This window comes from Segatella copri (assembly GCF_009495355.1).
In the GTDB taxonomy this organism is placed as follows: Bacteria; Bacteroidota; Bacteroidia; order Bacteroidales; family Bacteroidaceae; genus Prevotella.
The window spans coordinates 115,698-129,254 of sequence record NZ_VZAD01000061.1; the positions used below are offsets into that span (position 1 = coordinate 115,698).

The window sequence follows — 13,557 nt, forward strand, 5'->3', positions numbered from 1 at the left end:
ATCATTTCACCGCCTCTACCTCGTAGCCAGCCAGCTTGAGGAGGTTGAGCACACCCTTTTCGCCTGGCAGATGACCGGCACCTACGGCAAAGAAGGTTGGTTTGTCGCTCATGATGGCAGGCATTTTTGCCACCCAGTCAGCATTGCGGTTGTCGAACATGATGGCATACTCCTCTTTCGTGTCGTCGCAGCTGTCGTTGCGCTTCTCGCTGAGCACCTCTTCTATCTGCTTCATGTTCTGAGCGAAGTAGGCGTCGCTGAGGCGTTGCGTTACCATGTTGTAATATTCCGTGTTGTCGACGAGGCACATCAGGAGTTGCTTCTGGCGCTCGAGAGGAATACTCTTGAAGAGCACCTCTATCTGCTTGTCAACCGTTTCAAGACCGATGACAGGCTCGTGGTTGCGCTTGGCAAACTTCTGGAAGTAGTCGTCGAACGACTGTGTAGGGTCAAAGCCACGGGCATGCTTGAGCGACATGAGCAGGGTGAGCTGTGTGTTGAGAGCCTGCGGTGTGATGTTGCCAAACTTAGCCTCCACGATAGGGTTGCTCATATCGGCACTTGTCAGGTCCTTGAGCAACTTGTTGAGTCGTGTGTACTCTTCTTCGGTAAGTATGCTCTTGAGTGTCTTGCCGTGAGGGAGCAGCATGGCAACTGCCATTTTCTGTACACTCTCTGGTTTCTTCATATCTTCCATGTCGAGCTCTCCGCATACCTGTTCGGTATTGTTGAGAGCGTCAGGGATACCCTCTATGGCATTGACGAAACTGACGGGTGCCAGATGATAAGTTCCTACGATGTAGGATGGTGACTTAAGGTCTTTGCCCGAAATCTTATACAAGAGTTGGGCGTTGGCGCTTGTAAACATTGATACAAGAGCCAGTGAGATAATCATTAACTTTTTCATTTTCTCTGATTTTTTATCCTTATATTTTTATTCTTCCATCAACTTGCGATAGCGACCCTTCTTGATCTCAGTATCGCCAAGACGGCGGGCCTTGTTGATCTCGTACTCCGAGTAGCTTCCCTCGAAGAAGAAGACCTCACCATTACCCTCGAAGGCAAGGATGTGAGTACAGATACGGTCGAGGAACCAACGGTCGTGACTGATGACAACCGCACATCCCGCAAAGGCCTCCAGGCCTTCCTCCAAGGCGCGCAGCGTATTCACGTCGATATCGTTGGTAGGCTCATCGAGCAGAAGCACGTTGCCTTCCTGCTTCAGCGCCAAGGCCAACTGCAGGCGGTTGCGCTCACCACCCGAAAGCACACTGCAGAGCTTGCTCTGATCGGTTCCCGAGAAGTTGAATCGCGAGATATAGGCTCGTGCGTTCACATCACGTCCGCCAAGACGCAAGGTCTCGTTGCCCTGCGAGATGACTTCGTAAACCGTCTTCTGAGGATCGATGTCCTTGTGCTGCTGGTCCACATAGGCAAGCTTCACGGTCTCACCCACCTCGAAGTTGCCGCCGTCGGCCTGCTCCAGTCCCATGATGAGGCGGAAGAGGGTAGTCTTACCGGCTCCGTTAGGACCGATGACACCCACGATGCCGTTAGGAGGAAGCATGAAGTTGAGGTCATTGAAGAGCACCTTCTCTCCGAAAGCCTTCTTTACGTGCTGAGCCTCGATCACCTTATTGCCCAGACGAGGACCGTTAGGGATGAAGATCTCCAGTTTCTCCTCGCGTTCCTTCTGCTCCTGGTTGAGCATCTGCTCGTAGGAGTTCAGACGGGCCTTACCCTTAGCCTGTCGGGCCTTAGGTGCCATGCGTACCCATTCCAACTCGCGCTCCAACGTCTTGCGGCGCTTAGAGGCAGTCTTCTCTTCCTGTATCATTCGCTTGGTCTTTTGGTCGAGCCATGACGAATAGTTGCCCTTCCATGGGATTCCCTCGCCACGGTCGAGTTCCAATATCCACTCGCTCACATCGTCGAGGAAGTATCGGTCGTGAGTGACGGCGATGACTGTTCCCTCATATTGCTGCAGGTGCTGCTCCAACCAGTCGATACTCTCAGCATCCAAGTGGTTGGTAGGCTCATCGAGCAGGAGGACATCAGGCTTCTGCAGCAGCAGACGGCAGAGAGCCACACGACGGCGCTCACCACCCGAGAGGTTGGTTACGGGCCAGTCGCCGGGAGGACAGTGCAGTGCATCCATCGCACGCTCCAGCTTAGAGTCGATGTTCCAGGCGTCGGTAGCATCAATGATGTCCTGCACCTCGGCCTGTCGCTGCATCAGTTTGTCCATCTTGTCGGGATCGCCATAGTATTCCTCGAGTCCGAATTTATTGTTAATATCCTCGTATTCAGCGAGTGCATCGTATATTTTCTGCACACCCTCCATCACGTTCTCCTTCACGGTCTTGTTCTCGTCGAGCGGAGGATCCTGAGGCAAGTAGCCCACAGAGTAGCCTGGGCTCCAAACCACCTCACCCTGGGTAGGTTGCTCAAGTCCTGCGATGATTTTCATCAACGTAGATTTACCGGCACCATTCAAACCGATGATACCGATCTTTGCTCCGTAGAAGAACGATAGGTAGATGTTCTTCAGAATTTGTTTCTGATTTTGTGGGATAATCTTGGATACTCCCACCATAGAGAAGATAATCTTCTTGTCGTCAACTGTTGCCATGTTTATTATATAATTTATTAATCTTTTCTGTTTGCTTGCAAAAATACAAATAAAAAGTCAATTTTCGCAAGAAAGTAACGTTGAAATGGCAAATAAAGAGAAAAAATGTGCTTGTCGGACAAAAAAGTGGCAGATGGAAGTTGTTTTCCCGTAATTTTTGCTTATATTTGGCCGCAAATTACAAACAAAAAAATACAATTATGGATGCAACTTATATGGAACTGGTGGTGAGGCTGACGTTGGCTATGGTCTTGGGCGGAGCGATAGGTATAGAGCGTGAGTATCGTGCCAAGGAGGCAGGCTTTCGTACCCATTTCCTGGTAGCCTTGGGAAGTGCCCTCTTCTGTGTGGTGTCGCAATATGGTTTTGGTGTCGACCTGAAAGACTCTTCCCGTGTAGCAGCCCAGGTGGTGTCTGGCATCGGCTTCTTAGGTGCAGGAACCATCATCTTCCAGAAGAATGTGGTGAGAGGACTCACCACCGCTGCCGGCTTATGGGTGACAGCAGCCATAGGTCTGGCTTGCGGAACGGGCATGTTTGTCGCCGCCGTCATCACGACCGCGATGGTGCTCCTGGGACTTGAGGTGCTCAACTATCTGATACCACAGTTGGGCTCCAACACGATCGAGTTGTCCTTTACGGCTCCCTCGATAGATAGTGTGAAGCAGCTCATCAAGAGTCTGAAACAAGACAATGTAGAGGTCCATTCTTATGAGTTGAAAGACCGTCGCACGTCCAAGGGCGAGTTTTTGGAGGTGAGCATGGAACTGAAGGCGAAACGCGGTTTCCATACCCTTTGTATGCTCGACTACATGAATGATTTCTCTGATGTCACGATTTCCACGATGGAGTAGGGGCGTGAGGAAGAACAATTATTTACACTTTCTCATGATTTCTCCAGCCTTTTCCTTATCGCTGTCAAAGCTGAACAGTTTATAGATGTCGGTCGCATTCTGAGGATCAACGATGTGGGGCGCCATCATGGAGAGCGCTTTCAGCCGTTCGTCGTCAAAGGTGAAAATCTTCATCAGTCTGACAGCCTGTGAGCAGGAGTAGTAGCATCCTAAGCTGGCGACCTCTATCAGGTCGAACTTGTTGTCATCGAACGATGCCTTCTTCACTTTATTATATAGTATGGAGAAGCTTTGGTTGCTGAGACTGTAGCCATAGCGTGTTCCCTCTTCGGGACAGAATGCCGGACCGAGAGTTGGTGGGGTGGGACGTTCCGGACAAACCGTAACCGTTGGTTTGCGGTTGTTGTCATCGTCAATTCTTGTACTGTAGTTGATCACTTTCTTGTTTCTGTCTTTAGCCGAAGCCGAGAGGCATAAGGCAAAGAGCATCAGGCTGGTGGCGATAATTGCCATTACTTCATTTCTCTTCATTGTCTTTACTGTTTTTGAAGGTTGGTGTTTATTGCACTTCTCTAACTTCCCTTTTTTGAAAGTAGAGCTCTTATCTTTTATAGAGTCAGTGCAAAGTTACTCCTTTCCATTGTTTAAACATGGGGATAATTCCCTAATTGTAAAAGGAAAATCCCTACAAAGTACCAAAAGTGTACTTCGATGTTTCGTTTTTTTTACTTGTCTTCTTGCATAGAAGCAAAAAAATACTTACCTTTACCGCCACTTAGGGCGACATAACTATGTGTTGAGTCAATCGGCAAATAAATAGGTGTCTCTAAGGTCTTGGAAAACTGATGATTTTTTGTCTTGTAGCATAGTGAACTATGGTTCAAGATAATACTAAAAAACGAAAACTATGCGATTACCTGAATATATAATAAAGATGTTACGGAAAAAGTCGGGGAATGATTTGTATTTGCCGTCTGACTGTGAATTTCTCTCGCTTGATATAGAGAGTAATTTAGGAATCCATATTGGTGCTACAACTCTAAAGCGCCTTTTAGGATTTGCAAATGATGAACGTACTCCTCATGCCAGCACCCTTGAAGTATTGGCAAAATATCTTGGGTATGTTCATTGGGAAGATGTTGTAAATCAAGAGGAAAAATATAGTTCGGATTTTGATACTCCTGAGGACGAAATACGTGCGGCTAATCTGACTGTAGGTGATCGGGTAGATATAACTTATTTGCCAGACCGGCATGTAGTTTTTGAGTATGTGGGAGATGATTATTTTGTTGTGGTAGAGCGAGAGGGAAACAAATTGGAACTTGGTGATCGTTTGCAAATCCAGAATTTTATCCTGCATCATCCTTTTTATGCAAGGAATGTTTATCGGGGAGATGAATGTCTGGGTCCCTATTCTGCTGCCGTTGTTTCAGGGATAGATACGTTAAAGCTGATAGAGAAATGATGGATTATTCTTGTTTTTCTGATAACCAGCAGTCTTGTTTGGCGGAACCCTTGCCCGTTTCAGGCTTTATATGTGAGGCTTACCGTGTGAAGATATATGGTAAACTTCATTTTTTGAAAAAGCTAAAAAAAGAGCATGAGGACAATATTCTTTTTCGGGAGGCCTTACGGAAAGAATTTGAAATAGGTTTTCGATTAGAGCATCCCAATATTGTAAGGTATGTCTCTTTTCATGATGATGAAATCTTAATGGAGTATGTAGATGGAGAGGACTTGTTGGCTTTCTTGAAAAATCATCCTACATACTTTGAAGATGCAGAACATTTCGATAAGTTTGTTGGTCAATTATTAAGTGCTTTGCAATATCTTCATGACAATCAGGTCCTTCATCTCGATTTGAAACCAGAGAACATCATGTTGACTCGCATTGGTTGTGATGTAAAAGTGGTAGATTTGGGCTGCTGTTATTCCGATACTTTTGTTGATTCTACTGGATATACTACGCAGTATGCTGCACCAGAACAGCTTGCCGGTAGGAAGGTGGATGTTAGAACAGATATTTATGCTGTAGGCAAATTATTGGAATTGTTGCCACATCCTCCTGTATATAATAAGGTGATAAAAAGGTGTTTGAATAAAAATCCTCAAGACCGTTATCCGAGCATTGCAGATTTAAAGGCAGCTTTGGCAACAAAGAAGATAGTAAGAAAAAATATGATGTGGGTTGCATCTATAACCGTTGTGGTATTTTCCTTTCTATTGCTTTCTTTCGTGTTCAAGTTCTCTTCAGTGCCGAATTCGGCAATAAAAAATACGTCAGTTCAGGAGGAGGCTGATACAATTAAACATCTCATCCAGAATCCGCAGAAATCAAAGAATCCAACTGCAAATCCCATTGTTGTACAGAATTCTCGTCCGGCAGTTTCGACTGTCCGGCAGAATGCAAAAAGTCACAATTGGCAAAAGGAGATGGATGCCGCATTGGATAAAGTTTATAGACAGACAATAAGTTCTTTTTGCGATTCCATCTTTCCATCACCAACAGTAGGATTGGCATGGAAGACAAAAAGTTCAGAATTTCATCATCAGGTCATGAAGATTACATCAGATTTTCATGCAAAGTATCCCGAAGTGGAGGAATCATTGCTCTTTGCTTATGCAGAGAATAATTTTCAGAGTGTAGTAGGATATGTGTTTGGTAAGATGCAGGATAATGGTAAAAAGGCGAATCCTTAAAGCGAAAAAATGGAAATGGAAGAAATGGTCGGAAACCTTTCTTCTGTTTCCATTTTAATTTTGTACCTTTGCCCTCGATAAAAAAACTATATAGCCCACGTCGTATAAGCTATAGGACTTATTTTGGAATAAAATTTAAAAAAAGTTTCAGAAAAGTTTGGTAGTGTGGATAGTTTTCTATATATTTGCGGTATGTTAAACAATTAAATTGTAGAATATGACATAAACAAATAAAGACATATAGGAAAATGAAGCGTTAGCTTTTTGTTCTTGCTTTCTGAAAATCGCCAAATTTAGAAGAAGCCACAAGAGTAAAAGTTATACGCTCACGTCTGCAATACGGCGTGGGCTTTTACTCGTATTATGTGGCTTATGGTGTTTGGCGATACCTCAGGAGGCGTAGACGAAGTGAATGGTTCACGCCTTTTTTCTGTCTATACCTTTTTGACCTTATGACCTGACAATCGCTTACTATAGTAGGCTCTGTGAATAATTTTATGTTAAACTATTAAATTCGTAAATTATGAAAATCTGGAGATTAGTATCTGGCATTTTGTCAATGATTTCATTTTTGATTATCACCTTTCAATCATGTGCGGTGGGTTTTGTAAATGCAATAGAAGAAAACGCTAAAGACACAAGTGATGTTGCGGGCTTGTTGGTTGCTTTTGGCTTGTTGATTTCGGGTATTGTAGCAACTTCGCTTTGGAAGAAAAACGGTAAGAGCGACGATATCTCTCTTATTGTTTTATATGGATTGACAGCTCTGATAGGATTTTTCAATTTAGGCACTTTTAGTGATTTAGTTGTATGGTCTTCTTGGGCTTTGATTTGTGCAGTGATGGCAGCTATAGCACTTTATCTTCATTCTCAAGAAGTTGGAGATAATGATTATGTATCTTCGTCCACGCCTTCTTCAAATGTTTCAATGAAGGAATGTCCAAATTGTCACGCCGTAATCGACGCGGGAAGTGCTTTTTGTAGCTCATGTGGCTTTAGATTTCCTGTTCAAACTTTTTGTAGGATATGCGGAAAGCAATTGAAAGAAAATGAAGCTTTTTGTACGAATTGTGGTACAAAGCGAGAATAAATGTACAGACCAGAATTGAATTTTATCATGTATGATTATCTCTACTTTTGTTTTCTCTAATTGGTGGGCAAAGCAAAAGTAGAGAAGTAGAAAGGAAAATTAGTACAAACACTGAAAACTACAAGCTATGAAACTATGTGTTAATGGTCATTTGGTAGATGATTTTAAAGAAGAAAGAGCTTGGGTGGCTGCTGTCAAAAATGGAAAATGTGGATATATAAATGCAAATGGGCATGAAGTTGTAGCATTTTTGATTATCTCAACTGAAATTTTTTAGAAAAATATATTAAAGTAAGATTTTATGAAAAAGTGTCCTAATTGTGGAGCCATAATAAGTGACGATAGTCTCTTTTGTGGAAAATGTGGTTGCTTGTTGAACAAGCAGCAGATAAAAACACCAGCTGGTGAACAGATGAACAATAATGAAGACTTGTTGGAAAATAATGAAAGAAATGTTAGAAAGTATTATGTCGTAGCCGGGGGTGTCGTAGTCTTGTTGGTTGCCCTTGGCTTTTATTTATTTAAGAGTCATGGTAGACAGGCTGGTAACCAAAATATGTTGGATTCTCTTTCGGATACCATCTCAACTATGGAAATGCAAGATTCGGTAGAAGTGACAGAAGAACTTTCTGCGAATGATATACTGAAACGTCATCCTGGCTTTCAGTTATTGTGCTCTGTTTCTGGTGATTTTGATGGAGATGGGAAAGAAGAAACCTTATATGCAATTAATCCTAAAAGTGATGAAGGTCCTCATATCGAATATGTTTATTTCTCAAAAAAGAAATTTCCTTCTATTAAGGTTCAGACGCATGGTATTTATGTACCTAATAGTAAACCTAAAAATGCAGGAGACTTGGATGGGGATGGAGGCGATGAAATCGCATTTTATTCTTCTGGATATTCGTCCAGTTGGAATGATTACTATATCTGGTCATATAAAAATGGGAAATGGATAGTGCCCATAAAACCTGTAAATTTGCCAGACTGGGCTTTGGAAGACGGCTATGTGCCTGTAAGAAAAAGCTACAAGAAAGGTTATGTAGAAATTGATGACAATCAAGAAATGGTAGATGTTGATGATTCTGTTTATAACGAAAATACCCATGCTGGTTTGCAATTTGAACGGAAAATAGTGAAGTTTAACAATAAAGGTTATAAAGTAGATTATTAATTTAAAAATGGTCATATAATGATTAGTTCGTTGATAATTCGATAAAAATAGTTATAGTTTTTTTTGTTATATGATTATTTTTTTATATATTTGCCGTATGAATCAATTAAAGAGTTTGATATGACATAAACAAATAAAGACATATAGAAAATGAAGCGTTAGCTTTTTGTTCTTGCTTCCTGAAAATCGCCAAATTGAAAAGAAGCCACAAAGAGTAAAGGTTTGACGCTCACGCCTGCAATACGGCGTGGGCTTTTACTTGTATTATGTGGCTTATTGTGTTAGGTGATACCTCAGGAGGCGTAGACGAAGTTGTTGGTCCACGCCTATATTTTTGTCTATACTTTTAGAACTTTAGGACCTCTATAGAGTAAAAGTACAATTTTGTGATTACCTATACATATGAGAACGAAATGTCAACATTGCAACACTACGCTTCAATTCGATGAGCGTAAATATATAAGAAACAATTGGGTAGAGTATACATGTCCTGTTTGTGGAAATCAAGTCAGATTTCAGTATGGTGTGGCTGATCAACATATTAGTGTGACAAGTCAGGATAGTCCTGTATTACAGCCTGTTAAATCAAATTTTCAAAGTCAACCAACGCCAGTTTCTCATCAGAATATAGTTCCACCTGTATATGAAGAAGAGCAACAACGTCGTTCGCCTCTTATTTGGCTTGTTCCTGTTCTTGTATTGTTGTTTTGCGCAGTCATAGGTGGGTATTTTTACTATAATAAGGTTTATTTGCCTGCAAAAATAGATCGTGAAGCGCCTCGGTATTATACGATTTCAAATATGACCAATCTCCGTTCTTCTAAATCGGCAGGTGCCGAATACAACAAAATAGGGTCAATACCATTTGGTAGCGAGCTGATCACATATTCTCACGAGGCGGATTGGAGTGAAGTAAAAGATGCGACTGGCAAACGCGGATTCATCGCATCAAACTATATTGTAGAGAAGTCTGATTTCTACCGACTGAATAGTATTTTTGGTGATGCCTCATCGCGTGAAATTATTCAGACAGTTAAATGTCGTAGAGCCCTATTGAATTATTTTAAAGAACATAATTATATAGGAAGCATTTCTCAGAGTGAGTTAGGATCTGTTACGCCACAAGTTGTGCCTAATTCTGACAATCAGTGGCAAGTATTTACTCGCTCCAAAGGAGTTACACCTAACAGTGTCTGGTTTGGTCGTGCAATTAATAGTGATTCTAAATTTACAGACTTTGCTGTCATCATTACAAATATTAAAACAGGAGCTCACCGCTTTCTGCTGTTCTGTTTTGATGAGACAGAGAAACCTACATTGGTTTATGAGGAGAATACAAGTGCAAAATACATAGAAAATGTGTATTGTTATGATGGCTCGGATGTAGAAGTTGACTATTATTATGCAAGATAAAACTAAATCGAAAAAAGCAAGGAACTATGGCTTGTTTCTTCTATATACGATCACATTCATAGTACCAGTTGGTGGCTTGGTGGGATTATATGGCTATTTTCAGAAACAGTTAGATGATATTCCTGAAGCACGTATCATTGTTGTTTCAAAGCAAGATATGCGATTGCGAGTATATGATTACAAAGGAACAAGACTAATGGACTATGGAATTGCCTGCGGTAAAAATTTTGGTCAGAAGCATAAAGTCGGAGATATGAAGACGCCAGAAGGTATGTTTTTTGTTCAGTCGATAGAAGATGCCTCTGAACGTACACATGATTTTGGAGATGGTCGAGGAGAAATACAGGGAGCCTATGGTCCCTATTTTATCCGTCTGGACACTCCTGGAAACAAAGGTATAGGTATTCATGGAACGCATGATCCTCTTTCTATTGGTACACGTGCCACAGAGGGCTGTATTCGTCTGAATAATAATGACCTTGTGGAATTGGTCAATGTCGTAAGGCCAGGAATGATGGTGCTTGTCACGACTTCGTTTGAAGATTATGAACAGGAACAACAATATATTGGCAATAAACGCGATAGCGTGAAAAATCAATAACCCAAATACGATAAGCGATATGGAATATTCAATCATAGCTAATTCTGGTATTCAGTTATTTACCTTTCCTCTTGAAATTGATCTCAAGCAGAATTTTAAGAGATGGTTTCATGAATGGTATGATAAAGAAGAAGGTATACACAAACTTGACCTTGTTGAGTGTGTGCATTCAGACGATGGTGACACTTACTTTTACAATAAGAAGGAACTCATTGATAAGGGCTATCTTACAGCCTTTGAGACTCGGCAAAAAGTGAATCCAGATGAAGTTCGTGAAGATGGTTTGGTTCATCCGTTAGCAGTTAATAACGAAGGAGACGATTATTTGTTGGATGAAATATTCTCTATGTCATTCGATGATAGTCAGAACAAATTATCTTTCTATGAGAATAAGTGGATACCATTACCTTATTTCCGTCGCCGTGTTCCTGCACTTCAGTTTGATTTCGGAGCATTCAATTGGACACGTGTTAAGTTTGTTCCCAAAAAAGAAAAAGATGGCAAGCGATACTATAATGTTTTGCTTGCACTCGATACACGTACAAACTATCAAGCGTCTTCCTTGCTGGAGACTCCTGTTTTTCCAGACAGCTTTCAGAACGAGCTTACATTTCAGTTATGCTCAGACGAGATGCTGCTGATGGACTATTGCTCTGAGGGGACAGAAGAATGCTGTTATATTAATGAATATCTGCGTAGATTGGTTCATCCTGAAGCCCGTTCTGTTTCTAAGATTAAGGGCGAGAAACATAAGATGTCTTATATTGCCACTTATTTTCTCCTAATAAACTATCTTTCGCAAATGGATCTGATGCCGTCATTGAAATTGTATAAGGACGAAAGTGTGGTAGTCAAGGATGTGGATATGTTTATTGATATAGGCAATTCCCGTACAACAGCATTGCTTGTAGAAGATCCCCAAAATGGTGATTTCACAAAGGTTCCACTTTTAAGTTTGACAGATCTGACAGACAGTATTAAAGAAACTGCTGATGGTCCACAAGTTCGCAGGAATACAGAGCCTTTTGATATGCGCTTGGTGTTCAGAAAAGCTGATTTTGGAAACTTTGGACCACGTGACAGTCATCAGTTTGTTTATCCCAGCCTTGTTCGATTGGGAAAGGAAGCTGAGAATCTCATCCATACTGCTTCAGAAGAACAATCTTCTCAAAGTCTATATACTTATTCGAGTCCTAAACGATATCTATGGGATAAGGATAGTGTAAAAGAAGAATGGCTGTTCTTGGTGCTTGACGGCGAGGAGCAGAGTCATATACTTGATCTTAAAGGTATTACCAATCAACTGAACAGTAATGGAACTGTGGATAAAGAAGGATATGGAGGGAGTAAGCATACTTACTCTCGCTGTTCACTTATGACTTTTGCTTTCTTGGAAATTTTCTCTCAGGCACGTATGCAAATCAATAGTGAAGACTATCGTAAGTTTCATGGTGATGTAAATACACCACGACGTATCAAACGAGTAGTAGTCACTTGTCCGACAACTATGTCTGAATGTGAGAGAAAATCTCTGGTTCGTTGCGCTAAAGATGCTGTTACTCTACTTACAAACTTCGAGAAAAAATCCATGACAGACCTCTTGCCGAGCAAGAAGTTTGATATAGAGATTGTTCCGTCTTATCCAAATGACGGAAGTGGAGTTTGGTATTATGATGAAGCCACCTGTTCACAAATGGTTTATCTGTATGGAGAGATCGCTCATAAATTCAAAGGGCGATTAGCAGATTTTTTCGAACTTTATGGTAAAAAGGATGAGCGAGGTTCGCACACATTTACATTAGGTTCTCTCGATATCGGTGCAGGTACGTCAGACTTGATGATTAATGAATATAGTAAGGGCGATCAAAATGAATCTACCGTCTGTCCGAAACCTCTTTACTATGACAGCTACTATTATGCAGGCGACGATATGCTTCAGGAACTTATCCGCGAGATTTTTCTAACGGATAAGGATTCTGCGCTTGTTGCGCGCTTGGAACAAACGGCTGATGGAATGCAGAAAATAAAAGATTTCTTTGGACATAACTATAATGGACAGTCTATATCTCTGCGTATCTTACGTAAGAACTTTAATATCCAAGTTCTGATACCTTTGGCATGTTATTATTTGGAATTGTTGAAGAATCAAAATCACGATTGTGTAGTACATTTTGATGACGTTTTCAAAGATAGTATACCTAACCATCTTGTCATGAGTGGTTTCTATGATTTCTTCGGTTTTGAATTTAATGAGTTGGAATGGCATTATTCCAGTGAGAACGTATATCGTATTGTCGCAAAATCTTTCGATTCATTAGTAAAGAAAATCTCGGCGATTATGTATACGTATCATTGCGATATTATTGTTCTCTCTGGCCGCCCAGCAACATTACCTCCTTTACGTGATCTTTTTATAAAGTATTATGCAGTGGCACCCAATCGCCTTGTTCAACTCTCCAGTTATTACATAGGCGACTGGTATCCGTTTGGAAATAACACGGGTTATATCAGAAATCCAAAGACTGTAGTTGCTGTTGGAGCCATGATCGGTTTTTATTCATCAGACCTCATACAGTTCTCCAATTTTAGGCTTGACAAGCAGGCCTTGAGTAATTTGAAATCAACCATCAACTATGTTGAGACACCAGAATCCATGTTGCTCAATACGCATTACTGTCTTACTCCTACCACGAATCGTGGCGAGATTACCGTCAAGCAATTGCCAGTTTCGCTCAAGATCAGACAGGAAAATTTTGACAGCTATATGAGTCGTCCGCTTTATGTAGTTGACTATGATTTTGCAAGAATATGTCAACGTATCAGGCATCAGATGGAAAATATTAATCCCAATATGACAGAGGAGGCACTTGCCAATTTGACAAATGAGGAAATCAATCGGTTGAAGCGCCTTCTTCCTTACCGAATTGTCCTTTCACGTGAAAGTGATAATAAGGAAGATATTAAGATAGAACAGATATTGGATAATTCCGGTAATGAGATTAATTTACAAAACATTCGTATTAATATCCAAAGTCTTGGAACATCTGAATGTTATTGGCTGGATTCTGGTATTTTTGACTTTTAAACATTATC

Annotated in this window: 12 protein-coding genes; 9 read left to right on the forward strand and 3 right to left on the reverse strand. The window is 41.2% G+C overall.

All coding sequences use genetic code 11. From position 1 onward, the window contains the following. Position 1: 1 nt before the first annotated feature. Both F7D20_RS07835 and ettA read right to left on the reverse strand, forming a co-directional pair. On the reverse strand, positions 2-907 hold the full coding sequence (locus F7D20_RS07835) for a TraB/GumN family protein (protein WP_158463549.1): 906 nt from the start codon (positions 905-907) through the stop codon (positions 2-4). Positions 908-934: 27 nt separating this feature from the next. Then, a complete protein-coding gene (ettA, locus tag F7D20_RS07840; RefSeq protein ID WP_158463550.1) occupies positions 935-2,632 on the reverse strand; it encodes an energy-dependent translational throttle protein EttA in 1,698 nt (565 codons plus the stop codon). Positions 2,633-2,832: 200 nt separating this feature from the next. Here ettA and F7D20_RS07845 point away from each other — a divergent pair, with 200 nt between their 5' ends. Continuing rightward, positions 2,833-3,486, forward strand: coding sequence for an MgtC/SapB family protein (locus tag F7D20_RS07845; RefSeq protein ID WP_158463551.1), 654 nt, complete (start codon positions 2,833-2,835; stop codon positions 3,484-3,486). Positions 3,487-3,504: 18 nt separating this feature from the next. On the opposite strand, the gene F7D20_RS07850 is transcribed toward F7D20_RS07845, so the two are convergent. Beyond that, positions 3,505-4,017 carry a DUF4476 domain-containing protein gene (locus F7D20_RS07850; RefSeq protein WP_158463552.1) on the reverse strand — a complete coding sequence of 171 codons (513 nt, stop codon included), beginning with the start codon at positions 4,015-4,017 and terminating at the stop codon, positions 3,505-3,507. 376 nt (positions 4,018-4,393) lie between these two features. Between F7D20_RS07850 and F7D20_RS07855 the strand changes: the two genes are divergently transcribed. The 8 genes from F7D20_RS07855 to F7D20_RS07890 all read left to right on the forward strand — a co-directional run bounded on the left by F7D20_RS07855 (position 4,394) and on the right by F7D20_RS07890 (position 13,549). Beyond that, positions 4,394-4,951, forward strand: a complete 558-nt coding sequence (locus tag F7D20_RS07855) for a hypothetical protein (RefSeq protein WP_194253523.1) — start codon at positions 4,394-4,396, stop codon at positions 4,949-4,951. Then, the gene (locus tag F7D20_RS07860) at positions 4,948-6,186 is read left to right on the forward strand and encodes a serine/threonine-protein kinase (protein WP_194253524.1); all 1,239 of its coding nucleotides are present in this window, start codon (positions 4,948-4,950) and stop codon (positions 6,184-6,186) included. The genes F7D20_RS07855 and F7D20_RS07860 overlap by 4 nt, the downstream gene beginning before the upstream one ends. Positions 6,187-6,709: 523 nt before the next feature. Further along, positions 6,710-7,276: a zinc ribbon domain-containing protein gene (locus F7D20_RS12930; RefSeq protein ID WP_194253525.1), complete on the forward strand. Its 567-nt coding sequence runs from the start codon at positions 6,710-6,712 to the stop codon at positions 7,274-7,276. Positions 7,277-7,403: 127 nt separating this feature from the next. Then, entirely contained in the window at positions 7,404-7,553 is a 150-nt protein-coding gene (locus tag F7D20_RS07870; protein ID WP_158463555.1) for a hypothetical protein, read from the forward strand. A gap of 24 nt (positions 7,554-7,577) precedes the next feature. Further along, on the forward strand, positions 7,578-8,450 hold the full coding sequence (locus tag F7D20_RS07875; RefSeq protein ID WP_158463556.1) for a zinc ribbon domain-containing protein: 873 nt from the start codon (positions 7,578-7,580) through the stop codon (positions 8,448-8,450). 525 nt (positions 8,451-8,975) lie between these two features. Continuing rightward, positions 8,976-9,863, forward strand: coding sequence for an SH3 domain-containing protein (locus tag F7D20_RS07880; RefSeq protein ID WP_194253526.1), 888 nt, complete (start codon positions 8,976-8,978; stop codon positions 9,861-9,863). Then, the gene (locus tag F7D20_RS07885; protein ID WP_158463558.1) at positions 9,853-10,464 is read left to right on the forward strand and encodes a L,D-transpeptidase; all 612 of its coding nucleotides are present in this window, start codon (positions 9,853-9,855) and stop codon (positions 10,462-10,464) included. The genes F7D20_RS07880 and F7D20_RS07885 overlap by 11 nt, the downstream gene beginning before the upstream one ends. A gap of 19 nt (positions 10,465-10,483) precedes the next feature. Beyond that, a complete protein-coding gene (locus F7D20_RS07890; RefSeq protein ID WP_158463559.1) occupies positions 10,484-13,549 on the forward strand; it encodes a virulence factor SrfB in 3,066 nt (1,021 codons plus the stop codon). Positions 13,550-13,557: the final 8 nt, after the last annotated feature.

Bases quoted from the DNA above. Each gene is read 5' to 3' on its own strand.
- F7D20_RS07870 (WP_158463555.1), top strand. From the start codon at position 7,404: ATGAAACTATGTGTTAATGGTCATTTGGTAGATGATTTTAAAGAAGAA.
- F7D20_RS07855 (WP_194253523.1), top strand. From the start codon at position 4,394: ATGCGATTACCTGAATATATAATAAAGATGTTACGGAAAAAGTCGGGG.
- F7D20_RS07845 (WP_158463551.1), top strand. From the start codon at position 2,833: ATGGATGCAACTTATATGGAACTGGTGGTGAGGCTGACGTTGGCTATG.
- F7D20_RS12930 (WP_194253525.1), top strand. From the start codon at position 6,710: ATGAAAATCTGGAGATTAGTATCTGGCATTTTGTCAATGATTTCATTT.
- F7D20_RS07850 (WP_158463552.1), bottom strand. From the start codon at position 4,017: ATGAAGAGAAATGAAGTAATGGCAATTATCGCCACCAGCCTGATGCTC.
- ettA (WP_158463550.1), bottom strand. From the start codon at position 2,632: ATGGCAACAGTTGACGACAAGAAGATTATCTTCTCTATGGTGGGAGTA.
- F7D20_RS07885 (WP_158463558.1), top strand. From the start codon at position 9,853: ATGCAAGATAAAACTAAATCGAAAAAAGCAAGGAACTATGGCTTGTTT.
- F7D20_RS07860 (WP_194253524.1), top strand. From the start codon at position 4,948: ATGATGGATTATTCTTGTTTTTCTGATAACCAGCAGTCTTGTTTGGCG.
- F7D20_RS07875 (WP_158463556.1), top strand. From the start codon at position 7,578: ATGAAAAAGTGTCCTAATTGTGGAGCCATAATAAGTGACGATAGTCTC.
- F7D20_RS07890 (WP_158463559.1), top strand. From the start codon at position 10,484: ATGGAATATTCAATCATAGCTAATTCTGGTATTCAGTTATTTACCTTT.
- F7D20_RS07835 (WP_158463549.1), bottom strand. From the start codon at position 907: ATGAAAAAGTTAATGATTATCTCACTGGCTCTTGTATCAATGTTTACA.